This is a genomic window from Pseudomonas sp. NFACC08-1 (assembly GCF_900106735.1).
Classification (GTDB): domain Bacteria; phylum Pseudomonadota; class Gammaproteobacteria; order Pseudomonadales; family Pseudomonadaceae; genus Aquipseudomonas; species Aquipseudomonas fluorescens_Q.
Genome location: NZ_FNNL01000005.1, coordinates 120,624 through 142,847, shown reverse-complemented (window position 1 = coordinate 142,847; position 22,224 = coordinate 120,624). Strand labels below are relative to the sequence as shown.

At 52.6% G+C, this 22,224-nt stretch carries 21 protein-coding genes; 2 read left to right on the top strand and 19 right to left on the bottom strand.

All coding sequences use genetic code 11. The features are described 5' to 3' along the window. Window positions 1-47: 47 nt before the first annotated feature. From kdpC to kdpF, 4 genes are all read right to left on the bottom strand, one after another. Complete coding sequence (gene kdpC / locus BLU76_RS12595; RefSeq protein ID WP_063322335.1) at window positions 48-593, bottom strand: potassium-transporting ATPase subunit KdpC; 546 nt, start codon at window positions 591-593, stop codon at window positions 48-50. Window positions 594-782: 189 nt separating this feature from the next. Then, window positions 783-2,837, bottom strand: coding sequence for a potassium-transporting ATPase subunit KdpB (gene kdpB, locus BLU76_RS12590; RefSeq protein ID WP_092222928.1), 2,055 nt, complete (start codon window positions 2,835-2,837; stop codon window positions 783-785). Window positions 2,838-2,847: 10 nt separating this feature from the next. After that, window positions 2,848-4,542: a potassium-transporting ATPase subunit KdpA gene (gene kdpA / locus BLU76_RS12585; RefSeq protein WP_092222926.1), complete on the bottom strand. Its 1,695-nt coding sequence runs from the start codon at window positions 4,540-4,542 to the stop codon at window positions 2,848-2,850. 8 nt (window positions 4,543-4,550) lie between these two features. Then, window positions 4,551-4,640: a K(+)-transporting ATPase subunit F gene (gene kdpF, locus BLU76_RS12580; RefSeq protein ID WP_063322338.1), complete on the bottom strand. Its 90-nt coding sequence runs from the start codon at window positions 4,638-4,640 to the stop codon at window positions 4,551-4,553. Between the two features lie 393 nt (window positions 4,641-5,033). On the opposite strand from kdpF, the gene eat reads away from it, so the two are divergent. Both eat and BLU76_RS12570 read left to right on the top strand, forming a co-directional pair. After that, window positions 5,034-6,398, top strand: coding sequence for an ethanolamine permease (gene eat, locus BLU76_RS12575; RefSeq protein ID WP_092144864.1), 1,365 nt, complete (start codon window positions 5,034-5,036; stop codon window positions 6,396-6,398). Window positions 6,399-6,518: 120 nt separating this feature from the next. After that, complete coding sequence (locus BLU76_RS12570) at window positions 6,519-6,686, top strand: DUF2897 family protein (protein ID WP_014337248.1); 168 nt, start codon at window positions 6,519-6,521, stop codon at window positions 6,684-6,686. 198 nt (window positions 6,687-6,884) lie between these two features. On the opposite strand, the gene BLU76_RS12565 is transcribed toward BLU76_RS12570, so the two are convergent. From BLU76_RS12565 to pseC, 15 genes are all read right to left on the bottom strand, one after another. Continuing rightward, a complete protein-coding gene (locus tag BLU76_RS12565) occupies window positions 6,885-7,736 on the bottom strand; it encodes an urea carboxylase-associated family protein (protein WP_092222925.1) in 852 nt (283 codons plus the stop codon). Between the two features lie 15 nt (window positions 7,737-7,751). Beyond that, window positions 7,752-8,405: a GntR family transcriptional regulator gene (locus tag BLU76_RS12560; protein ID WP_092222924.1), complete on the bottom strand. Its 654-nt coding sequence runs from the start codon at window positions 8,403-8,405 to the stop codon at window positions 7,752-7,754. 154 nt (window positions 8,406-8,559) lie between these two features. Next, entirely contained in the window at window positions 8,560-8,895 is a 336-nt protein-coding gene (locus tag BLU76_RS12555) for a ComEA family DNA-binding protein (protein WP_092222923.1), read from the bottom strand. Between the two features lie 114 nt (window positions 8,896-9,009). After that, window positions 9,010-11,004 carry a polysaccharide biosynthesis protein gene (locus BLU76_RS12550; RefSeq protein WP_092222920.1) on the bottom strand — a complete coding sequence of 665 codons (1,995 nt, stop codon included), beginning with the start codon at window positions 11,002-11,004 and terminating at the stop codon, window positions 9,010-9,012. A gap of 112 nt (window positions 11,005-11,116) precedes the next feature. Further along, on the bottom strand, window positions 11,117-12,133 hold the full coding sequence (locus tag BLU76_RS12545) for an MraY family glycosyltransferase (RefSeq protein ID WP_092222919.1): 1,017 nt from the start codon (window positions 12,131-12,133) through the stop codon (window positions 11,117-11,119). Window positions 12,134-12,155: 22 nt separating this feature from the next. Further along, a complete protein-coding gene (locus BLU76_RS12540) occupies window positions 12,156-13,097 on the bottom strand; it encodes an NAD-dependent epimerase/dehydratase family protein (protein WP_092222917.1) in 942 nt (313 codons plus the stop codon). 4 nt (window positions 13,098-13,101) lie between these two features. Continuing rightward, complete coding sequence (locus BLU76_RS12535; protein WP_092222915.1) at window positions 13,102-13,842, bottom strand: glycosyltransferase family 2 protein; 741 nt, start codon at window positions 13,840-13,842, stop codon at window positions 13,102-13,104. A 2-nt stretch (window positions 13,843-13,844) separates the two neighbouring features. Continuing rightward, the gene (locus tag BLU76_RS12530) at window positions 13,845-14,924 is read right to left on the bottom strand and encodes a glycosyltransferase family 4 protein (RefSeq protein WP_170867296.1); all 1,080 of its coding nucleotides are present in this window, start codon (window positions 14,922-14,924) and stop codon (window positions 13,845-13,847) included. Beyond that, window positions 14,905-16,008, bottom strand: coding sequence for a hypothetical protein (locus tag BLU76_RS30710; RefSeq protein ID WP_139211598.1), 1,104 nt, complete (start codon window positions 16,006-16,008; stop codon window positions 14,905-14,907). Before BLU76_RS30710 ends, BLU76_RS12530 begins: the two co-directional genes overlap by 20 nt. Window positions 16,009-16,051: 43 nt before the next feature. Next, entirely contained in the window at window positions 16,052-17,470 is a 1,419-nt protein-coding gene (locus BLU76_RS12525) for a capsular polysaccharide export protein, LipB/KpsS family (RefSeq protein ID WP_092222911.1), read from the bottom strand. An 85-nt stretch (window positions 17,471-17,555) separates the two neighbouring features. Next, entirely contained in the window at window positions 17,556-18,605 is a 1,050-nt protein-coding gene (gene pseI, locus BLU76_RS12520) for a pseudaminic acid synthase (protein WP_092222909.1), read from the bottom strand. Then, a complete protein-coding gene (locus BLU76_RS12515; RefSeq protein ID WP_092222907.1) occupies window positions 18,602-19,243 on the bottom strand; it encodes a formyltransferase family protein in 642 nt (213 codons plus the stop codon). Before BLU76_RS12515 ends, pseI begins: the two co-directional genes overlap by 4 nt. 2 nt (window positions 19,244-19,245) lie before the next feature. Next, window positions 19,246-20,358, bottom strand: coding sequence for a UDP-2,4-diacetamido-2,4,6-trideoxy-beta-L-altropyranose hydrolase (gene pseG / locus BLU76_RS12510; protein WP_092222906.1), 1,113 nt, complete (start codon window positions 20,356-20,358; stop codon window positions 19,246-19,248). 5 nt (window positions 20,359-20,363) lie between these two features. Beyond that, window positions 20,364-21,065, bottom strand: coding sequence for a pseudaminic acid cytidylyltransferase (gene pseF / locus BLU76_RS12505; RefSeq protein WP_092222904.1), 702 nt, complete (start codon window positions 21,063-21,065; stop codon window positions 20,364-20,366). Then, window positions 21,062-22,222 carry a UDP-4-amino-4,6-dideoxy-N-acetyl-beta-L-altrosamine transaminase gene (pseC, locus tag BLU76_RS12500; protein WP_092222903.1) on the bottom strand — a complete coding sequence of 387 codons (1,161 nt, stop codon included), beginning with the start codon at window positions 22,220-22,222 and terminating at the stop codon, window positions 21,062-21,064. Before pseC ends, pseF begins: the two co-directional genes overlap by 4 nt. Between the last annotated feature and the right edge of the window lie 2 nt (window positions 22,223-22,224).

Sequence of the window (22,224 nt, the reverse complement as noted above, 5' to 3'; positions counted from 1 at the left end):
GAGCGACTGATACACGCTCATCGCTAGCAAGCTCGCTCCCACAGGTTCTACAGTTTTTCCAACGCCAGGTTCAGCGCCAGCACATTCACCACTGGCGGGCCCACCAAGGATTGCTCGGTGTTGTCGTCGAGCAGTTGCTGCAAGGTCGAGGCCGGCAGGTTGCGCGCTGCGGCGACACGCGCCAGTTGATAGGCAATCGCCGCCGGAGGCAAGTGCGGATCCAGCCCGCTGGCGGAGGTGGTCAGCAAGGCCAGCGGCACCGGGCCCTGGCCGGGCACCTGGAGTTTTTGGGCGTCATCGATCACCCGCGAGGCCAGAGCCGGATTGCTTGGGGAGAAGTTGCTGGCGCCGCTGGCAACCGTGGCGAAGGCACCGGCCGACGGCCGTGGATGAAACCACGCATCGCCGGTGAAATCCTGGGCGATCAGCGTCGAGCCACGGACCTTGCCGTCGGCATCGACGACCAGGCTGCCGTTGGCCTGGGCGGGAAACGCGACTTGCGCCACGCCGGTGACCACCAGCGGGTACGCGACACCGGTGATCAGGGTCATCAGTAGTAACAGGCTCAAGGCCGGGCGAATGAAGGTAAGCATTCAACAATTCCTCAGTTGAAAATACATCTGTGGCGAGGGGATTTATCCCCGCTGGGTTGCGCAGCAACCCCAAAACAATCGCCGTCGTTTTGCCTGACACCCCGGGGTATCAGGCCTGGGGGCTGCTCCGCAGCCCAGCGGGGATAAATCCCCTCGCCACAAAGTTCAGTAGCTACATGCACTCACACCTCAAACCAGGTGCAGCGCCGTCAGCAACATATCGATCGCCTTGATCCCCACGAACGGCACCACGATCCCGCCCAGGCCATAGATCAGCAGATTGCGTCGCAACAGCGCCGCCGCACTTGCCGCTTGCACGCGCACGCCACGCAGGGCCAGGGGGATCAGCACGACGATGATCAAGGCGTTGAAGACGATGGCCGACACAATCGCGCTCTGGGGGCTGCTCAGGTGCATCACATTCAACACGCCGAGCTGTGGATAAATCGAAGCGAACAGCGCCGGCAGGATCGCGAAGTACTTGGCGATGTCGTTGGCGATGGAAAAGGTGGTCAGTGCGCCACGGGTCACCAGCAGTTCCTTGCCGATCTGCACCACATCGAGCAACTTGGTCGGGTCGCTGTCGAGGTCGACCATGTTGGCCGCTTCCCTCGCGGCCTGGGTGCCGTCGTTCATCGCCATGCCGACATCGGCCTGGGCCAGGGCCGGGGCGTCGTTGGCACCGTCGCCGCACATGGCCACCAGCCGACCGTCATTTTGCTCATGACGGATACGCGCCAGTTTTTTCTCCGGCGTGGCCTCCGCCAGCACGTCATCGACACCGGCCTCGGCGGCAATCGCCGCAGCGGTCAATGGGTTGTCGCCGGTGACCATCACCGTGCGGATCCCCAGCTTGCGCAACTCGGCAAAGCGCTCGCGAATGCCCGGCTTGACCACGTCCTTGAGATGGATCGCGCCGAGCAACTTGCCGTCCACGCACACCAGCAACGGCGTGCCGCCACTCTGGGCGATCTTGTCGACCTCCCGCGCCAATGCCTGTGGCAACTCATTGCGTGCAAGGCCGATGAAGTCCAGCAACGAATCCACGGCGCCCTTGCGGTAGATGCGGCCCTGATAGTCGACGCCGGACAAACGGGTTTCAGCACTGAACGGCACGGCCCTCAGCGCTTCGACGCCAGGCTCGGACTGTGGATGCAAACCTCGCAGGTACTCGACGATGGACTTGCCCTCTGCGGTATCGTCAGCCAACGAGGCGAACAGCGCGCCTTCGGCCAGTTCCTTGGCGCTCACACCGGCGGCGGCATAGACCGCTGTACAGCGACGATTGCCAAAGGTGATGGTGCCGGTCTTGTCCAGCATCAACACATGCACGTCCCCCGCCGCCTCCACCGCGCGGCCGGACTTGGCGATCACGTTCAGGCGCACCAGCCGATCCATCCCGGCGATGCCGATGGCCGACAGCAGCCCGCCGATGGTGGTGGGAATCAACGTCACCAACAGCGCCACCAGAAACACCAGCGGCAGGTTGGCGTTGGCGAAATGGGCGAACGGTTGCAGCGTCACCACCACCAACAGGAAGATCAGCGTCAGACCGATCAACAGAATATCCAGCGCCACCTCGTTCGGCGTTTTCTGGCGCTTGGCACCTTCGACCAAGGCGATCATGCGGTCCAGGGTGGACTCGCCGGGATTGCTGGTGATGCGTATCAGCAACCAGTCGGAGACCAGCCGCGTGTTGCCGGTGACGGCCGAGCGATCGCCGCCGGACTCGCGGATGACCGGCGCCGATTCGCCGGTGATCGCCGCCTCGTTGACCGCGGCGATGCCTTCGATCACCTCACCGTCGCCGGGAATCATGTCGCCGGCCTCGACGCGCACCACGTCGCCTTTGCGCAGCCGGGTGGCGGGGATGATTTCAAAGCCGCTGGCGGTCTGGCGACGTGCGTTGAGACCTTCGCTGCCGGCCTTGAGGCTGTCGGCCCGGGCTTTGCCGCGGCCTTCGGCCAAGGCTTCGGCGAAGTTGGCGAACAGCACGGTGAACCACAGCCACAACGCAATTTGCGCAGCCACAAATGTCGGCACGGCGCTGTCGGGGATGAAGCACAACACAGTGGTGAGGATCGCGGTCAGTTCCACCACCAGCATCACCGGCGCGCGGTGCAACTGGCGTGGATCGAGCTTGACGAAGGCTTGCACCAGCGCCGGCCGCCAAAGGGCCGACAGGTGGGTCTTCGGTTGTTCCGGTGCCTTGGCGGCGACGGTTTTGCTCATCGGCATATTCATCATCAGGTCCTCAGAAGCCCATGCTCAGGTGTTCGGCAATCGGCCCCAGCGCCAGGGTCGGCAAGAAGGTCAAGCCGCCCACCAACAGAATGGTCACGGTCAACAAGGTCACGAACAGCGGGCCGTGAGTGGGGAAGCTGTTCTGGCCAATCGGCGCGGTCTTCTTCAAGGCCAGGCTGCCGGCCAACGCCAGCACCGGCAGGATGTAGCCGAACCGACCGATCAACATGCCCAGGCCCAGCATCAGGTTGTGGAAAGGTGTGTTGGCGCCGAACCCGGCGAATGCCGAACCGTTGTTCGCTCCCGCCGAGGTGTAGGCGTACAACAACTGGCTGAAACCGTGGGCACCCGGGTTGCTCACCGCTGCGGCCGGCCCCGGCAGACTCGCGGCGACGGCACCCAACACCAGCACACTCACGGGCATCACCAGCAGGGTTGCCACCAACAGCTGCACCTCCCGGGCGCCCAGCTTCTTGCCCAGGTATTCCGGGGTGCGACCGATCATCAAGCCGGCCAGGAATACTGCGATCAGTACGTTCAACAGCATCCCGTAGAGCCCGGCCCCGACGCCGCCGAAGATCACCTCGCCGACCATCATGTTCACCAGCGACACCATGCCGCTGAGCGGGCTGAGGCTGTCGTGCATGGCGTTGACCGAGCCGTTGGACGCTGCCGTGGTGGTCACCGACCACAGCACCGTGGCCGTGGTGCCGAAGCGTGCTTCCTTGCCTTCCAGCGGCGCGGCTTGCTCGACGGCCGGGTTGTCCAAGGCAGGGTTGGGCTGGTATTCGGCCCACAGCGACGTGGCGCCGCCAATCAGGAACAAAGCAAGCATGCAGGCGATGATCGCCCGGCTCTGGCGCAAGTCCTTGACGTAATGGCCGAAGGTGAACACCAGCGCGGCGGGAATCAGGATGATCGAGGCGACTTCGAACAGGTTGCTCCAGGCCGTCGGGTTTTCGAACGGATGCGCCGAGTTGACGCCGAAGAAACCGCCACCGTTGGTGCCCAGTTGCTTGATCGCGATCTGGCTGGCGGCCGGCCCCAACGGGATGACCTGGTCGGCGCCCTGCAGCGTGACCCCGTGCACATAGTGCGCAAAGGTCTGCGGCACGCCCTGCCAGACCAGGAACAATGCCAGCAGCAGGCACAGCGGCAACAGCCCATAGAGGGTGGCGCGGGTCATGTCGACCCAGAAGTTACCCAGCGTTGCGGCGGACTTGCGCCCGATACCGCGACACAGCGCCACCAGCACGGCCAGTCCCGTTGCGGCGCTGACAAAGTTCTGCACGGTCAGGCCGACCATCTGGCTCAGGTAGCTCAGGGACGCTTCACCGCTGTAGGACTGCCAGTTGGTGTTGGTCATGAAACTCACGGCCGTGTTGAAAGCCTGGGTCCACTCCATGCCGGGCAATTGTTCTGTATTGAGCGGCAGATATCCCTGCAGCAGCAGAATGGCGAACAGCAAGAAAAAACCCGCCAGGTTGAACGCGAGCAGGGCCAGGGTGTATTTCTGCCAGCTCTGCTCAGCGGTGGAATCGACACCGGCCAGGCGATAGCAACCGCGCTCCACCGGACCGAGGATCGGTGAAAGCCAAGTGCGCTGGCCCTCCATCACCTGGTAGTAAAAACTCCCCAGAAACGGTGCCGGAATCAGCACCAGGGCGAAAAAGCCGAGGATCAGCCCGTAGTCATAACCGTGCATAGCCGCTCCTAGTTCCGATCGGCGCGCAACAGCGCAACCAGCAGATAAATGAACAGCGCCCCTGCCAGCAGCAGCGACACCCCGTCCAGAACATTCATGGGATTTCTCCGTGGTACGGCGTCGTGCCGTGTGTGGAGTGATTGTCGGCAGGGAGGCTGTAAAGGAACGAGATCTAGAGATCGGTTGGGGGATAAAGAATCTGTAAAAAAATCGGCTGGATGATTGGCTGGGCGGGCCCCTTCGCGAGCAAGCCCGCTCCCACAGGAGGTCGCGGTGTGAGCTCACCGCAAGTCCAGTGTGGGAGCGGGCTTGCTCGCGAAGGCGGCATTACCAGCGCCAACGCCCCCAACTGGCGCACAACAGGGGCACATCAAGCAAGGAACATCCCCGATACGACACGATTTCACCCATTACGACCGCCCCCGCCACCCTGGCACGCCCACTGCACTGCCCTCCCCAGCGCTTTTGCTATGGATCGAGGGGAGCCACCGATGAACACACAACTCAAACCCACCCTGGGCACCCTGCATTTATGGGGTATTGCCGTCGGCCTGGTGATTTCCGGCGAGTATTTCGGCTGGAGCTATGGCTGGGGCGTGGCCGGGACACTGGGCTTTTTGGTGACGTCCTTCATGGTGGCGGCCATGTACACCTGCTTCATTTTCAGCTTCACCGAGCTGACCACCGCCATTCCCCATGCCGGCGGGCCGTTTGCCTACAGCCGTCGCGCCTTCGGCGAGAAAGGCGGGTTGATTGCCGGCCTGGCGACACTGATCGAATTCGTCTTCGCCCCGCCAGCCATTGCCCTGGCCATCGGCGCCTACCTGAACGTGCAGTTCCCGGCCCTGGACCCGAAACACGCAGCGGTCGGCGCCTACATCGTGTTCATGGGCCTGAACATCCTCGGGGTCAAACTGGCCGCGACCTTCGAGCTGATTGTTTGCGTCCTGGCGGTGGCCGAACTGCTGGTGTTCATGGGCGTCGTGGCCCCGGCGTTCAGTTTCAGCAGCTTTGCCCTGAACGGCTGGGCCGGTTCCGATGTGTTCGGCGCACCGGCCATCGCCGGCATGTTTGCCGCGATCCCCTTCGCCATCTGGTTCTTCCTGGCCATCGAGGGCGCGGCCATGGCCGCCGAAGAAGCCAAGGACCCGAAACGCACGATTCCCAAGGCCTACATCAGCGGCATCCTGACCCTGGTAATCCTGGCGATGGGCGTGATGTTCTTTGCCGGTGGCGTCGGCGACTGGCGCACCCTGTCGAACATCAACGATCCCCTGCCCCAAGCCATGAAAACCGTGGTTGGCGAAAGCTCCGGCTGGCTGCACATGCTGGTGTGGATCGGCCTGTTCGGCCTGGTGGCGAGTTTCCACGGCATCATCCTTGGCTACTCGCGCCAGTTCTTCGCCCTGGCCCGCGCCGGTTACCTGCCCGCCTCCCTGGCCAAGCTGTCACGCTTCCAGACGCCGCACCGGGCGATCATCGCCGGTGGGCTGATCGGCATCGCGGCGATCTACAGCGACGGCCTGATCAACCTCGGCGGCATGACCCTGACTGCGGCGATGATCACCATGGCCGTGTTCGGTGCCATCGTCATGTACATCATGAGCATGCTCAGCCTGTTCAAACTGCGTAAAACCGAACCCAACCTGGAACGCACCTTCCGCGCACCGGGCTATCCGCTGGTACCCGGCATCGCCCTGGTATTGGCCGTGGTGTGCCTGGTGGCGATGGCCTGGTTCAACGCGCTGATCGGGCTGATCTTCCTTGGCTTCATGGTGGTGGGTTTCGTCTACTTCATCCTCACCGCACAGTTGCGTGCAGACGCTCCCGCCGATGCGATGCTGACCGGGCTTTGAGGTGAAGCCGACCGAACGGGCGTAGTATTGAACCACTGCGAGCAACCTTCGCTCATAAGTGGTAGGTGCGATGGACCGGCGAAATGTTCGTCCGTCCATCGCCCCCTCAAGGAGAGCCCTATGCCCTGGTATGCCTGGTTGATTCTGATTGTTGCAATCGGCTCGATCGTTGGTGGTCTGATGATGCTGCGCGACACCGCCCACAAGGTCGAGTTGACCGATGAGCAACGCAAGCGCGTTGCCGAGCGCAATGCGGAAATGGATGCGAAGGAGGCCAAGGATCGTTAACCGCTGCCTCACACACCACTCTTGTGGTGAGGAAGCTTCACACTCCGTACCCGTGGCGAGGGAGCTTGCTCCCGCTGGGGCGCGAAGCGCCCCCTCAAACCTGCCGACGCGGTGCGCCAGGCTGATTGAGTCATGATTTGGGGGCTGCTGCGCAGCCCAGCGGGAGCAAGCTCCCTCGCCACAAGAGCCCCTGCCGCCTTACTTCTCCCAATCCGCCTTGGCAATCTGCAAGCCATGCAACCCTTTGTATGCCGCCCGCTCAGGTTGGCTCCAGCCCTCCAGCAATGAATCCTCCAACCGATAGATCTCCACCCCCAGAGGACGACAGACGCTAAGGGGATCCTGCGCATCCGGCCCCCACATCGCCAGCGACAAGTCACCACCCGGGCAGGTGGACAGGGCGCACAACAGATCGATCTCGGCAAAAAACTCCAGGTAATCGCCCTTCTGCGCCGGACAGGCCTTCATGAAGTACATGTCGTCATGATTAAGCCCGGTGCACTGGAAGATATTCAGCACGTCGTGCACATCGAACTCAGTCAGGCCGTGAGGCAACACCGCACGGGTCAGGTTCGAGTGACAGTGATGATGAAAATCCTCCCCCGTCAGCATCTTGTTCACATAGGGATCACAGCGCGTACCCAGCAGATCGTGCAGTCGGCCACCATGCTCATCGATGCCATAACCGGCCAGACTGTCATCGGTGATGGTCACCAATGGCCGCAGGAATGGCAGGTTCGACCACAACCGATCATGGGTACTGACGTGGGCGCCCTGAAGCTGACGCGTGCGCGCCGCCCACAGGCGTTCCCGTGGATCGTGGGCGTTCCAGACGTTGAAGTCTCCTACCTGCGGGCCCACCGGAGTCGTGACTCGGAACACATGACCGGCGGGTACGTGCCAGGCCTTACCGGTACGGATCGGCACTTCGAACTGCTCGATCAGGGCGCGCTTGTCCTGCTGGGTGCGGATGCGGTCGTAGAAGGGTTTGTCCACCTGCAGGGCTGAACCTTTGCTGACCTGGTAGGCGGCTGGGTAGTCTTTGTACATGGCGCGGGTCCTTGATCAGGGGTGATGGGTGGGCGTCAGCAGTTGCAGAAGCAGTTGCTCGGAATCGTCGAGGTAAAGACTCATGGCTTCGTGGGCCGCAAGCTTGTCGCCCTCGGCCAGGCAATCGTGGATATAGCGGTCACGGGTCAGCCACGGCGCTTGGAAACGAGCCTCATCGGGCGCGGAGCTAAATACCAGGCGCAGTTGTGCAACCACATTGGTGAAAAACTCATCAAGTAATGGGCTGCGCATCAATCCGACGATGTGCTGATGGAACGCCAGGCCATGGGTGCCGACCGAACGCCAGTCTTCACGTTCCCGAGCCAAATCCGCCGCTTCGAGGGCCTCGAGCATCCGGTCAGATTGATACTCGCGCAGTGGCTGACTGCCCATGATGGCTTGCAGCTCCAGAGTGCGACGGACCTTGAACAGATCTCCCACGTCATCGACACCTAACCTGCGGACCATCACCCCTTTGTTGCGCACGTAACGGGTCAACCCTTCCTGGCCCAGGCGGTGTAAGGCTTCACGGATGGTGTTGCGCGAGGCGCTGTAGGCCGAGACCAGGTTGTTTTCCACCAGCGCCATGCCTGGCAGCAAGCGGCCACCGATGATGTCGGCGCGTAGCTCCAGCGTGATCTGGTCGGCCAAGGAAAGCGTATGGATCATGGAAGGAAGGCCTCAGATTGTTGAACAATCGGTTGGCTGTAGGTAATCATTATTTATGCCAACAGCGGGATGCCTCCAGAGTGCGTGCAAAAATGTGCATCCGCCAGACAGCAAAAAGGCCAGTCAATACGACCGGCCTCCTTCAATTACAAACTCAATTCACTTCCAGCTTGTCACGGTTCCTGTCGAGAATCGCCTTGCCGATTCCCTTGACCTCCAGCAACTCCTCCACCGAAGAGAACGGCCCATTATTCTCCCGATACGCAACAATCGCCTCGGCCTTGCCCTTCCCTATCCCTGACAGCTCGCGCTGCAGCGTGGCAGCATCCGCCCCGTTCAAATCCACCTTGGTACTCTGCGTTTTGGCTGGCTGCTCCACTGCTTGCGGCGTAGCAACCACCTCAGGCTTGACCGCCGGGGCGGCGATAGCAGCAATCGAGGCGGTGGTGAGAAAGGCAAAAACCAGAGAGTAGAAATAGCCTGTACGCATAAATGACGCTCCATGACATCGTTAAGAGAGAAGCAGCTTTTCCGAAGCTGCTTCTCAAACTTAGGCGATGAGGTGTCGCTGTCAAAAATGTGTACGTTACAGCGTATGTAACAATCAGGGTTCGAGACGACGTTGCTGGTAGATCCAGTCGACAATCTCGCCGTCTGGAGCGTAACCACTGACAGTGTCCCGAAGCAGCTGGCGGACCCTGGTGTAGTCATCGCGCTCGATGGCGGCCAGCAACTCAGCTAGCTTGATCTTGAGCGTGTCCCAAGACAGATGGTCCTCATTGGCACTCATGATCATCGGGTGCTGGGTGGCGACGACATTGTCGCCAATCAGCAATTCTTCGTAAAGCTTCTCGCCTGGACGCAGGCCAGTGAACTCGATTGCAATGTCGCCGTGGGGGTTCTTTTCCGAACGGACGCTCAAGCCAGACAGGTGAATCATCTTTTCCGCCAGCTCGACGATCTTTACCGGTTCGCCCATGTCCAGCACAAACACGTCTCCACCCAACCCCATGGACCCCGCCTGTATGACCAACTGAGCGGCCTCGGGAATGGTCATGAAGTAACGCGTGATTTTTGGGTGCGTGACGGTCAACGGCCCGCCGGACTTGATCTGTTTGTGGAACAGAGGAATAACCGAACCGGATGACCCCAATACATTGCCAAACCGAACCATGGTGAAACGGGTTTTATTGACCCTTGAAACGTTGGCCTTGTCACCGAATAACACGGGGGCCAGTTCGCGGCTAAGGGCCTGCAAGGTCAGTTCTGCAAGCCGCTTGGTGCTGCCCATTACATTGGTTGGGCGCACCGCTTTATCCGTGGAGATCAGCACGAAGTTCGATACGCCTGCCTGCAACGCAGCCTGTGCCGTATTCAACGTCCCGATCACATTGTTCAGGACGCCTTCGGCAATGTTGTGTTCGACCATCGGGACATGCTTATAAGCGGCGGCGTGATAGACCGTGTCGACATTCCAGGTCTTCATCACGTCCAGCAGTTTGTCCTGATCTCGTACCGATCCAAGGATAGGCAGCAACCGAACCGACAGCGACTCCCGAACCACTCGAGGCTCAAGCTCAGACAGGATGCTATAGAGATTGAATTCGCTATGCTCATACAGCAGCAGCGTAGTCGGCTTCAGTGCCAGTATTTGCCGACAAAGCTCGGAGCCGATCGAGCCACCGGCTCCAGTGACCAGGACCGACTGGCCAGTGATGCAATGCTCCAGCAGGTCAGGTTGTGCGGGAACCGGATCGCGTCCTAGAAGGTCGGCGATGTCCACTTCCTGGATGTCATCTACCTTGACCCGGCCGCTGGCCAGGTCCATGAACCCAGGGACGCTACGGACATGCAGGGGGAAGCCTTCAAGCAGCGTCAAGATCTCCCGACGGCGCCCACGTGACGAGGAAGGCACCGCCAGCAGAATTTCCTGCGCGCCGGTTGTGTCGATCATTTTCTGGATATGCTTGGGCGCGTAGACCTGTAGTCCAGCGATCACGCGGTCAGCGATGCTGTTGTCATCATCGATGAACGCGACCGGTCGCATCACCCGCCCCATGCGCAGCGCGGCCACGAGCTGGTTACCTGCGGCCCCGGCACCATAAATAGCAACCTTGGGCAGACCGTCGTCACGGTTGGTAAAGGGCACATGCTGGGCTGCGGTAAACCAGTCCCCCAGGAAGTACTGCCGCATCATCAGGCGCAAGCCCCCAATCATGATCAGGCTCAGCCACCAGTAGTTGAAGATGATGGAGCGTGGCACTACGGTTTTATGGTTGCTGTACCAATACACCACCAAAGCCAGCAGCAAGGCCGAAAGGCTGACCGCCTTGCAAATCGTGATCAGCGCGTCGTTACCGAAATAGCGCATGACCGCGCGATACATGCCAAAGCGGATGAAGATTGGAATAGCGATCAAAGGAGCCGATGCGAAAAGCCAAAGGTGCGTTTCAATTGGGCTGGCCAATGCTTCGACGCCCAGGCGAACGACGAACGCCAGCCATAGGGCGACCCAGACAAGTACAACGTCCGTTGCCAGCTGGATTGCGCGTTTATGACGCCTTGGCAAGCCCAGCAAAGCCGATCGTATTTTATCCATAACCCCTTCACGCACCTCGGTCTGCTCCTAAAACTAATCCATTCCTAAGCACGCAATTACATTCGCTGCGTTAGACAACTAACAAACAAAAAAAGCGAGCCTTAACCTGAAATCAGACCTTCTCCAACTCGCCAGCATGAAACCCGACGGCAAGCATTACCAACGGAATATAGGCCACAATCAAAGCCAATGCGCCATCCACATTCCACAACACGACACCTGCAGCCAGAGGCAGAAGCCAGAACAAGTTGATCACCGCCACAGCCAATGTTACTGGCAAATGCCGACCATAATGGCGCGAAGCGAATTGGTACGCATGACTGCGATGAGCCTCATACACCTTATCACCTCGTAGCATGCGTCGTAGCAAGGTGACGGTTGCATCCACGATGAAGACACCCAACAAAATCAGCCAGACCCAAAACAGTTTGGGTGAAGCCCAGGCGGCCTGCAACGACATTAGACCTAGGATGATGCCAAGGAATCCACTTCCTGCATCCCCCATGAAAATTCGCGCTGGAGGGAAGTTCCAGTACAGGAAACCTGCAACTGACATCGCCAGTGCCAAGGGGACAACTATCAAACTGTCAAAACCAGCCAACCAGTACAACAAAGAAGCGCCAAGGCAGGCGCAAATGGCCTCGACACTTGCAATACCGTCGATACCGTCCATGAAGTTATAGAGATTGAGCATCCATACCAAGTAAAAAACGGCAAGGATGTGTCCCAACCAAGCCAATTCAAGCTCGACACCAAATAACGTAAGGGCCGGTAAGCCACCTAACCAGAACAACGCCCACATCGATGCAGCAAAGTGCCCAAGTAAACGCCAACGGGCCGCGATGTGCCCATGATCGTCTAGAAACCCGAGAACTGCGATAGCCGAGCCGGAAACGAGCAGCGCCCACACTGTAGGCCAAATTATAAAATTGTAAAAAGCCAGTATAGGTAACGCCAACAAAAAACTAATGACTATCGCTACACCACCTCCGCGGGGAGTTGGACTTGTATGAGAACTACGCGCGTTAGGAACATCAATAATATTTTTGAACAATGCATAACTTCGCAGCCCGTAGGTCAGCACGCAAGACGACACAAAGACTACAAATATAAACAAGCTAAAAATCATTATGTTTCCGCCATGAAAAAACTCAACATTTGCGCGTCTTGAATCGACGACCTGCTTCAATTAAGCATTGGATAGCATTATAAGGCGGTTCCCAGCCCAAGAGCCGCTGCGCTTTACTGGAATCGACGACCAACGAACCACAAAGCTGCATATACATAGACTTTTTACCGACAACAGACATAAGCCGCCGCATGACCGGATTTGGGATAGGCAACATGAGTATTTTTTTTCGCATCCCTTGCGCCAAATACTTTACTACCTCCGGTGTTGAGACGTCACACCGATCAGACACCAAAAAAATTTCGTTAGCCGCTGACTTATGAGTCAAGCAAACCTTTATAAAGTCTATTAAATTTTCAAGCGCAATCATGCTTCGAGAATTTTTTACTGCTCCGAGAGGAAGCGGTATACCTAACGACACCAGCCTTAGCAGGCGAGAGAAATTCCCCGGTGCATTATAAGAATAGACAAGCGGCGGTCGAACAACAACCAAGTCCATACTGCTATTCGAAACAAGTTCCCTTAAAGAAATCTCAGCTTCATATTTCGTAATCGAATATGCGGCGGTCGGCTGAGGAGTCGACATCTCACTAAATGGACACCCAGAAGTGCTGGCGCCATTTACTCCTATAGAACTGATAAAAACAAATCTTTTAATACCAGCTTCAATGGCCGCCTTAGCCACGCGCACCGCTATATTTTTATTGGCATCACGGAAAGATTCAATTTCAAAAACCTCACCGCGACCGACTATATGCGCCTTACCTGCCAAGTGCACAACACAATCATACCCAGCGAATAATTCAACGAGACTGTCGCCTTGTAAATCAGAGCACTTGTAATTAAAACCGACAGGCGCGACCAGTGCAGAACGCCCAACTCCCAAGACCTCATCTTTTTTTCCAAGCTCACGACATAACTCGCGACCGATGTATCCTGAAGCTCCCGTCACAAGCACTTTCATAGATTTATACCCGCACCAACATGGCGCCAATAGCGTATTTAAAAAGATAATAAATTGAAGATAACAACCCAAGCCCCATCTTATCTTTATAAATACGAAAGGTCCAAAGTAAAGCTTTAAATTTATTGGCTGACAGAGATGAGTTTAAAACCCGATAACGGGCCAGTACCTCAGGAACCCTTTTAGCGACTACACCCCGCCGAAATATCTGCAACCACATTAGGTAATCTTCATGACCAATGGACTCCTGATAAACCTTACCTAAGGTCCTCGTATTGTAAGCTCCCGTGAGGTTCCCTATACAGTTACCGCTCAACATTTTTTTGAAGTCTACAAAGTCAGGCGAACAGACCGTTTTTTCATGCCCATCTTCATAAAAACGGATAAAATCTGAATAAACAACATCAGCACCATTTGAAAAAAACTCGTTCTGCCTGAGCAGCTTGTCCCTCATCCAAACATCATCCGCATCAAGAAAGGCAATATAACTGCCCTCAGAACACTTTATTGCTGCATTTCGCGCATTTGCGACACCGGAGTTACGCTCAAGGAAAACAGTCCGAATCCGATTATCCATCTCCGCAAAAAGCTTAATAGATTCACGACTACCATCTACGGAGCAATCATCTACAATTATTAACTCGAAATCTGTGAACGTCTGATCAAGCACACTAAGTACGGATTCATTTAATGTCCTTACGGCATTAAAAACCGGCATAATTATGCTAAAAGTCACGCTAGACATAGTTACCCACCAAAAACTTTATTTAGCCATTCTTGACGTATAGTCTCGTGTCCGAAACGCTCATTAGACTTTAATCCAGCGGCAACCATTTCGGAGCACATCACAGGATTCTCGATTAATTCGATCATTTTTTCGGCTAGTTTTTTGCAGCTTCCATTTTCAACCAAAAAACCGTTTACCTCATTAAAAATTATCTCGGAAGGCCCCCTTGGACAATCAAAAGACACTACAGGCAAACCATGTGCTTGGGCCTCGACTATTACCAAACCGAACCCTTCAAATCTAGAGGACAGAACAAAAAAATCAGCACTTGCGTAGGCTTCAGAAATATTTTTCGTCGCCCCTTTTAAGGTCACAGCCCCTTCAAGATCGAACTCGAGAATAAGCCGAAGCAAAATATCGCGCTGACTACCATCTCCATATATTTCAAGACAAGCGTCGGGATAAATAGTAGACACTCGCTTAAAAGCCTTAATTAAAATATCAAATCCTTTCTGCTCTTCAAGACGACCAACCGCGACAAATTTAGTCCCCTGCCGCTTAGACATCTTCAAAACCTCCACAGTCAAAGGATTGAAAATTTTTACAGCTTTTGCCCCAATCTTTTTATATTCATCCAGATCCTGTTCAGTTAGGCAGACCACCCTATATGCAGTTCGATATACTAACCATCTTAAAAACCTCCAGAGCTTTGAGGGTTGATCAAAATGCATATGCTCCACACACACAACACGCACACTAAAAGGCCACGCCGCAAACAAAGCAAAACAGTTTATCGATGTCCAATTAGACACTAAGTAATCAGGCCTTTCTTTCAGAATAAAAACAATCATTTTCAGAAAAGCTTTAAATGCCCGCCCCCCCAAATAGCTAATACCCTGCTGTTTTTTATCATCCGCAACAAAGCCAAGGTCAGCACGTTTAATCAAAGGAGACAAGTCAAAATAATCATCGCTGCGCGCTTTCATGGTTAAAAACACAACATCTTGCTCGCCTTCATTAGAGAATATCTTAGATAACTCCACAGCTACTCGATCAGTCCCCCCCATCTCAAGGGCATAATTAAATACAGTTATTTTCAACCCTTGGACTCCTTCGACCATTTCGCAAACTCTCAAATATAACAACAAAGAAAAGAAGCGACATAAGATTATACGGGGAAATAGCATTTTCTGTAAAGTTAGACAAGAGAAACACAATCATGGTAATCAACACACCACCTCGGCGCTCATTGACAATCGCAGCCAGAGACAAACCGAGCAAAATATAATATAAAATCACTCCAAAATAACCCAAAAAATTTATAAACCCCGGATCAATAGTTAAAAAGTCCGCACTGGGGATATAATTGAGTCCACCAGGACTTTCAAACGCCAACTTAATTACATTAAGCCTATCACTCAATAGTGCATTAGCATCGACACCAAATACATAATAGTTTGCGCCATTCAACACCCACAAAACAAGCACCGGAAAGAGTGCAATAGCTCCTATCAGGGAAATATAAATAAACCTTAGAAAACGGATCTCCTGCCTAACAAAAAACAACAAAAAAGCAACTACAGAAACCATTATATAAGTCCTAGAACCCAGCCATCCTTGAAAGAACCAAAAAATCAACAACCAGAAAAAAAACAATAACCGCCTATCAAAGGCTACAAAAATCATAACGCAAGCCAGTAACAAAAGGCTTGCAGGATTAGGATTATAAAAACCAAGACCGCTCCTTACTTCAAAGGCAAAACCTAAAGTATTAACAAAAATCTTCCCTTCGATAACATCCAAAAAACTCAACACAAATATAAAACATATTAAACAGGAGCATAAAAAAGCCGCTCGCAAAAATAACTTCTGCACTTGCTCTTCTTTTTGCTCAGAGAGCGCAAATGAAAACACAACCAAAACCAAGTACGAAAGATGCTCTCTCTCACCCAGAAAATAAAAAACGAAAGTCAAGCTAAGGAAGAATATATAAGGTAGTACATTTTTGCTAAAGCATAAACACACCAAACAAAAAGCTAGCAAAAACCCCCATCTAACAAAGAGCAGCCCGAGCACCCAATCTGAGCGAATCTGAACTTCATAAGTGTACGCGATGACACTAAACAAAAAGAACAGAACAAAACAAAGCCTTAATAATGACGCCTTAGAAACTGTCAAGCTCATTGTACTACCCGACTATGCACAAGCCATTAATACACATAAAAATTTAACAGGCCTTCTTCTCTAACAAACAGGCCAATCGATCATAATATTCGGGCTCTTTATTCTTCCAACTACTTATCCTCAAATCCCCTTCATATGTAAAACGATAGTAAGCAATCACGTGCAAAGCAACTAAATCTTCATCAACTTCGACTCGATCAAGACAGCTTGGAATATCTGAAAAACCATTTAGCTTTACAACTCCAGGAAAGTCCTGATAAAAAACTCGACCTAATAAATAAACTGGCTTACCCAAAATCAAGGCCTCCAATCCCGCAGTACTGTTTACAGTTATCAACCCCTGAGACTTAAGAATAAGTTTTTTGATATTCTGCGAAGGCCTAATCAACCTAACGCCCGGCAAAGCAGACACCTTACGATAAAATTCAGCAGTCTGATACCCATAGGCGCTCATATGATCCTTCACATATAACCTCACACCAAAGGGCAGACAATTAGATATATTCAAGATATTATTAAATTCATTTGTATACAGAGGGGACAACACGGATGTTGACGACTCCGGATGAAAATGTATCGGGTAAACATAATATTTTTCTTTCTGCGCGGACTGATCAACTGTTATATCGGAGTTAAAATATCTCAATGATCGAATTGCGGAAATTTTTCTTCTTAAGTTAATCCGCCCCCCCTTTATTATCGCACGCATAGGGCTACCAAATTGATAGTCGTAAAAATGATCAACTTCCCAATAGGATTTCAACAGTTTTACCACATGAAACAATTTGTTTGGAGATAGAAGCTTCACCAAGCTAATTTTATCTAAATTATTATAAAACATATAATCAGGCAAAGTATTTACTATATTCCCCTTATATGCCGCATACCACTCCAACTCATCAAGACTTGGTTCTAACAAAGCCAGCTCTTTGATTCTTCCCACTTCATCGTCTAAAATTGAAGTTTGGACCTCGAATCTACCAGGCAGTCTTGACGCCATTAACCCCAAGTATTTTTTATTATTATTCCGTGCGGTTTTATACGCAAAGAAAGCAAAACTATTTGAAATATTCTCATAAATCACAGCATCAATATTCAAACCCTTTACTAAGTTTTCGAAAAACAAATCCAAACATTGCTTTGTTTTTTCCCAATATTCTCTTGGCTTATCTAGATTGAAATCGTGAGTTAGAAATCGATCGAACTCTGAAAAAAAACACTCCCCCCAAGTTACGTCACTGCATATTGACGACGAAACAAGCTCATAATTTTCCTTTAAATACTCATCAAAAAAGAAGGTATTATCCCCGTCATCTAACTCGGCCAACGGTTCTAGAACACAGGAACGTTTCGAATCTACAGCATAATAAACACTATGCCCTAATCTTCCGAGCGCAGCCCCAATCTGAAAATAAAAGTACTTATATTGGGGTGCTGAATTTATCAAAATGAGAAAATTCATTATATCTCCGCATGCAAAACTCTTAGTCCTTAGACAACCTACAACAACATTAAAAACTTGAAGCCTATCTCAAACTGCCACACTCTTACTCAAAAAAACGCCACGCTACCGGTGTGTTTTTCGCCACATCAAACTGAATAATCTTCCCCAGAATTTTATTCATTTCTTTCGGAGCAAGACCATATCCAGGCCTAACGCTCCTAATGTCCCCATTTGAAATAACGCTACCCGCCTTTAAATCTTTAACAAAATACAATGAGCGACGAAATTTCACATTTCCCTGTTCACTCGATTTACGTCCATAGTCAACCGTCCCCAAGGCAGTCCAAGCCGTCTTGCTATCCCGACATAAGGCAATCAACTCTGCTGGCTCAAGCGAAAAGGCATCATCGGGGCCTCCACCATTCCGATCGAGAGTAAAATGTTTTTCAATGATAGATGCCCCCAGCGCAACACTCGTTATCGCCGTAGTATTGTCCAGTGTGTGGTCAGATAAACCAGTTACCAAGCCATGGCGCTGGATCATATCGGGTATTGTACGCAGGTTATAGTCATGGGCAGGGGCAGGATAACCACTGACACAATGAAGTATTGCCAGTTGCCTACACCCCCCCTCACGAGCAGCCTCAATAGCCTCTGCTATCTCTTCGGCGTCCGCCATTCCGGTGGAAATAATCATAGGCTTACCGGTACCGGCTACATATTTTATGAGCTCCAAATCAACGGCTTCGAATGAAGCGATCTTATAAGCTGGTGCATTCAAATCCTCAAGCAAATCAACTGCCGTATTGTCGAAGGGTGAACTGAAAATTGTCAGATCTAATTTTCGGGCGTAATCGAAAAGCGGTCCGTGCCATTCCCAAGGAGTGTGAGCCCACTCATAAAGCTCATACAGGGTCTTGCCATCCCACAAGCCTCCCTTGATCTGAAAGTCTGGAGCATCAGAGTTTAGCGTAATGGTATCGGGGCGGTAGGTTTGAATTTTTAAAGCATCAGCACCAGCTCTCTTTGCAGCCTCGATAATTTTGAAGGCAATATCCTTACTACCGTTATGATTTGCCGACATTTCCGCGATGATATAAGGAGGAAAATCAGCCCCGATTTTTCGGCCATTAATCGAAATAATTTTATTCATTTCTTAATTTTCTCTATCGTCAACTTATAGGTATGGCCGTGCATATTAAAAAATGCAGGAAATCGATCAGGATCACTCACCCGAATTAAATCAAACTGACTAGCGATGCTACCCTCTGGATCCAATTCGCTATCTTTCGGCTCCCGCCGAGAATAATATGTAGAAGCCATATCGGGTTGCGGAGCAGGCTTTACCCACTGGAATTGCTCCACAGCAAAGCTCATCAATTCATATTCAGCGGCAAACAACGATTCATTTATTTCATGACACAGAGCATGCTTTGGCACCTCAACGTTTATCTTCTTCCATATATGGCCACTATCTACCTTATCTTCCGCCTCTAACAGAGTTACGGTTATTTCGTCAGCGCCTTCAATGATAGCCCATATATGAGGACTCCATCCACGGCCTTTCGGCAAATCACTCGCATGAATTACTAATACCTTTTGAAACTTATCACGTTCTTCTGACCCAATTATTTCACCGCAAGAAACAAGAAATAAGATATCGCCACCGATTAACTCAGACTTACTCCTTGCTAAAATAATGTCGTGTTGTTCAGTATAGCTTTGAATCCAACGCGCCAACATAAAATTGACCGGATGCTTTTCCGAATTGCAGAGAATGGTAATCTTCATAGTCAACTTCTTTCTTTGATACGACTAACTACAGCCGTACACCCAGTGCCATCAGCAATATCAGCAGCCGCAGAGCTGATACGCGCTTGCATTTCTTTATTTCCAGCCAAAACTTCAACTGTCTTTTTTACATTCGCACAAAAATCAATATCGTCAGGCCGTCCTAATAAAATAGCAGCACCACTGTTATGCAAAGCCTCTCCAATTCCAGATTGATTGTCGGCAAGAACAACCATCAAACTTGGCAACCCTAGGCAACACCGCTCCCAAGATGTACTACCGGCAGCACCAATCGCTAAGTCGCTGACTGCCATCCTTCTAGCCATATCACTAACATTAAATACGACCTCCGTTGGATAAGGAATTTGCTTTGCTAGATATTGAACATCAGCCAACCAAGGTGCAGCCGCCCCCATTACGACGGTTATATGGACGTCTTCAGGCAATAGAGTTACTTGTAAAGCATTCAGAACCAGGCCTGTTGCGTTGTTTTCATCAACGCCTCCCATTGTGATCAACAATTTTTTAAGGTTTGGTGAAGTACGACGCTCCAAACTATAACTTCGCAGCTCAGAAAACTCGGAGCGCAGCAAGGCAAAGGCAGGGCCAGTTAACAGTTCACACCCCAAAGGAACATGACGAGCGTAGTCTGAGGGTAGTCGCCCCAAGTTCTGATCAAGCAATAAATCACAGACGTGTTGACGATCAGCCAAGTCATCAATAACCATAAGTTTCCGACAAAATTGCCGAGCCTTTTTCTCCCAGCATGCATTTAGTGCGTAGTGGTCAACGATGAGCCAATCTGGTCTTAGCCATTCCAATATCGACCTACTCGCAATTGCATCTTGTTCTTGCGTAGCGCCTAACCAATGACTATGCATCGGACTTTCACTTATTTTTTTTTCTTCGTCGTGTCTAACATCTTTCTGAACTTGCAATTTATGAGCAATAAAACCTTTATCGCTAATAAAATCTAGCAAATGCCCCGTGTGCTCCCGACAAATAAAGTGACACTCAGCCCCCTCAGCCCGAAGAGCGTCAGCCAACGTCAGGCAACGCATGATGTGTCCACTGCCAATTTGCAGCGAAGCATCGGCCCGGAATACAACCGTCATTCCTTTCACTGCTGACTTGACTCAGCTTGAAATGCTTTGTACAGCCATTCGGCACGAACCCAGTCTTCGGGAGTATCGATATCCTGTACACGGTGACGCGGCAATAAAACCGCACAGGATTCAGGGCTGAAGATAATTTTCCCTCCCAACCAGGCGCTTGCCTGTCCCCAGTAGAATTGGCCGGCATCGTGGTAGCTTTCTTCAAGGTCTTGAGAACGGGCGTTGAAATGTTCAGGGTTGAACATTTCAACGTGCCCCGCTTCCGTCAGGCGAATCGCCCGTTGTATCGGAAATGCGTAGCTGGTCACCGAAAAGGCGTACTGGCTACCGGTTTTTTCAAGGATATCCAAGCCACGACACAAATCTTCCGGGCTAACGAACGGTGCGGTTGCATACAAACAGCATACTTGGCGGACATCAAACCCATCAGCCCGGCACCATTCGATGGCCTGCTGAATTACCGGTATAGTTCCGGTGTAATCATCAGACAGTTCAGCAGGACGCATGAACGGAACACTGGCTCCGTATTGGCGAGCTACTTCAGCAATTTCCTGATCATCGGTCGAGACAATGACTTGATCAAAGCAGCCACTTTGCAATGCGGCTTCAATTGACCAGGCGATCATCGGCTTACCGCAAAACGCCTTGATGTTTTTTCGCGGTATTCGCTTGCTGCCTCCCCGGGCAGGAATGACGGCCAGTTTCATCGTTGCAAAGCCTTGGTGATGGCGGTAACTACTTGGTCCTGCTGTTCATTGCTCATCGTCTGGAACATCGGGATGCTAATTGCCTCGCGGTAGTAAGCTTGCGACATCGGAAAATCCTCAGGCTTGAAGCCCATCTGCGCGTAGTAAGGCTGGGTGTGAACCGGAATGTAATGCAGGTTCACGCCAATCCCTTGCTCACGTAGCGATTCAAACACCTGGCGATGAGTCTTGCTGATTTTATCCAGTTGCAAACGAATCACATAAAGATGTAAGCCTGAGTAGCTGTCGGCGTGTTGCCAAGGGACAGTGACAGGTAAAGTCGCCAATAGGTCGTTGTAACGCGCAGCCAACTGATGACGGCGAGCGACGTATTGATCCAGACGCTCCATCTGACTAACGCCCAAGGCAGCTTGCAGTTCAGTCATTCGGTAGTTGAAACCCAGATCAATCTGCTGGTAATACCAGGGACCATCCGACTCATGAGTCATCTGTTGCGCATCCCGGGTAATGCCGTGGCTACGCAGCAGAGCCATTTTATTGGCTAGCTCGACGTCGTTGGTCAAAGCCATGCCGCCTTCAGCGGTGGTAATGATCTTTACCGGGTGGAAACTGAATACCGTAATGTCACTGTACTTTCCGTTCCCGATAAATTCGCCTTGGTATTTGCCGCCGATGGCGTGGGAGGCATCCTCTATGACTTTGAACCCATAGCGCTGGGCTAACCCGTGGATCGCTTGCATGTCGCAGGGCTGACCGCAGAGATGGACCACCACGACCACTTTGGGCAACGCATTTGCTCGTTCGGCCTGCTCCAACTTGCGCTCCAGCGCCAGGGGGCAAAGATTGTAGGTACGTGGATCTATATCCACGAAATCAACCTGCGCTCCGCAGTACAATCCGCAGTTGGCAGAAGCCACAAAGGTAATGGGGCTTGTCCACAAACGGTCACCTGGGCCGAGCCCCAGTGCAAGACAAGCGATATGCAGCGCAGACGTTGCGCTGTTCACTGCCAGCGCATGGCTGGCACCCACATGCTGAGCAACTTGCTGTTCGAAGCGGGGCACCATAGGGCCCTGGGTGAGGAAGTCGGATTGCAACACCCCAATCACCGCATCAATGTCAGCTTGAGTTATGTCCTGGCGACCGTAGGGGATCATGT

Bases quoted from the DNA above. Each gene is read 5' to 3' on its own strand.
- pseC (WP_092222903.1), bottom strand. From the start codon at position 22,222: ATGATCCCCTACGGTCGCCAGGACATAACTCAAGCTGACATTGATGCG.
- BLU76_RS12565 (WP_092222925.1), bottom strand. From the start codon at position 7,736: ATGTACAAAGACTACCCAGCCGCCTACCAGGTCAGCAAAGGTTCAGCC.
- BLU76_RS12540 (WP_092222917.1), bottom strand. From the start codon at position 13,097: ATGAAAGTGCTTGTGACGGGAGCTTCAGGATACATCGGTCGCGAGTTA.
- BLU76_RS30710 (WP_139211598.1), bottom strand. From the start codon at position 16,008: ATGAGCTTGACAGTTTCTAAGGCGTCATTATTAAGGCTTTGTTTTGTT.
- BLU76_RS12550 (WP_092222920.1), bottom strand. From the start codon at position 11,004: ATGGATAAAATACGATCGGCTTTGCTGGGCTTGCCAAGGCGTCATAAA.
- eat (WP_092144864.1), top strand. From the start codon at position 5,034: ATGAACACACAACTCAAACCCACCCTGGGCACCCTGCATTTATGGGGT.
- BLU76_RS12515 (WP_092222907.1), bottom strand. From the start codon at position 19,243: ATGAAGATTACCATTCTCTGCAATTCGGAAAAGCATCCGGTCAATTTT.
- BLU76_RS12570 (WP_014337248.1), top strand. From the start codon at position 6,519: ATGCCCTGGTATGCCTGGTTGATTCTGATTGTTGCAATCGGCTCGATC.
- kdpB (WP_092222928.1), bottom strand. From the start codon at position 2,837: ATGAATATGCCGATGAGCAAAACCGTCGCCGCCAAGGCACCGGAACAA.
- kdpA (WP_092222926.1), bottom strand. From the start codon at position 4,542: ATGCACGGTTATGACTACGGGCTGATCCTCGGCTTTTTCGCCCTGGTG.
- BLU76_RS12535 (WP_092222915.1), bottom strand. From the start codon at position 13,842: ATGTCTAGCGTGACTTTTAGCATAATTATGCCGGTTTTTAATGCCGTA.
- BLU76_RS12560 (WP_092222924.1), bottom strand. From the start codon at position 8,405: ATGATCCATACGCTTTCCTTGGCCGACCAGATCACGCTGGAGCTACGC.
- kdpC (WP_063322335.1), bottom strand. From the start codon at position 593: ATGCTTACCTTCATTCGCCCGGCCTTGAGCCTGTTACTACTGATGACC.
- BLU76_RS12525 (WP_092222911.1), bottom strand. From the start codon at position 17,470: ATGAATTTTCTCATTTTGATAAATTCAGCACCCCAATATAAGTACTTT.
- pseI (WP_092222909.1), bottom strand. From the start codon at position 18,605: ATGAATAAAATTATTTCGATTAATGGCCGAAAAATCGGGGCTGATTTT.
- pseG (WP_092222906.1), bottom strand. From the start codon at position 20,358: ATGACGGTTGTATTCCGGGCCGATGCTTCGCTGCAAATTGGCAGTGGA.
- BLU76_RS12545 (WP_092222919.1), bottom strand. From the start codon at position 12,133: ATGATTTTTAGCTTGTTTATATTTGTAGTCTTTGTGTCGTCTTGCGTG.
- pseF (WP_092222904.1), bottom strand. From the start codon at position 21,065: ATGAAACTGGCCGTCATTCCTGCCCGGGGAGGCAGCAAGCGAATACCG.
- BLU76_RS12555 (WP_092222923.1), bottom strand. From the start codon at position 8,895: ATGCGTACAGGCTATTTCTACTCTCTGGTTTTTGCCTTTCTCACCACC.
- kdpF (WP_063322338.1), bottom strand. From the start codon at position 4,640: ATGAATGTTCTGGACGGGGTGTCGCTGCTGCTGGCAGGGGCGCTGTTC.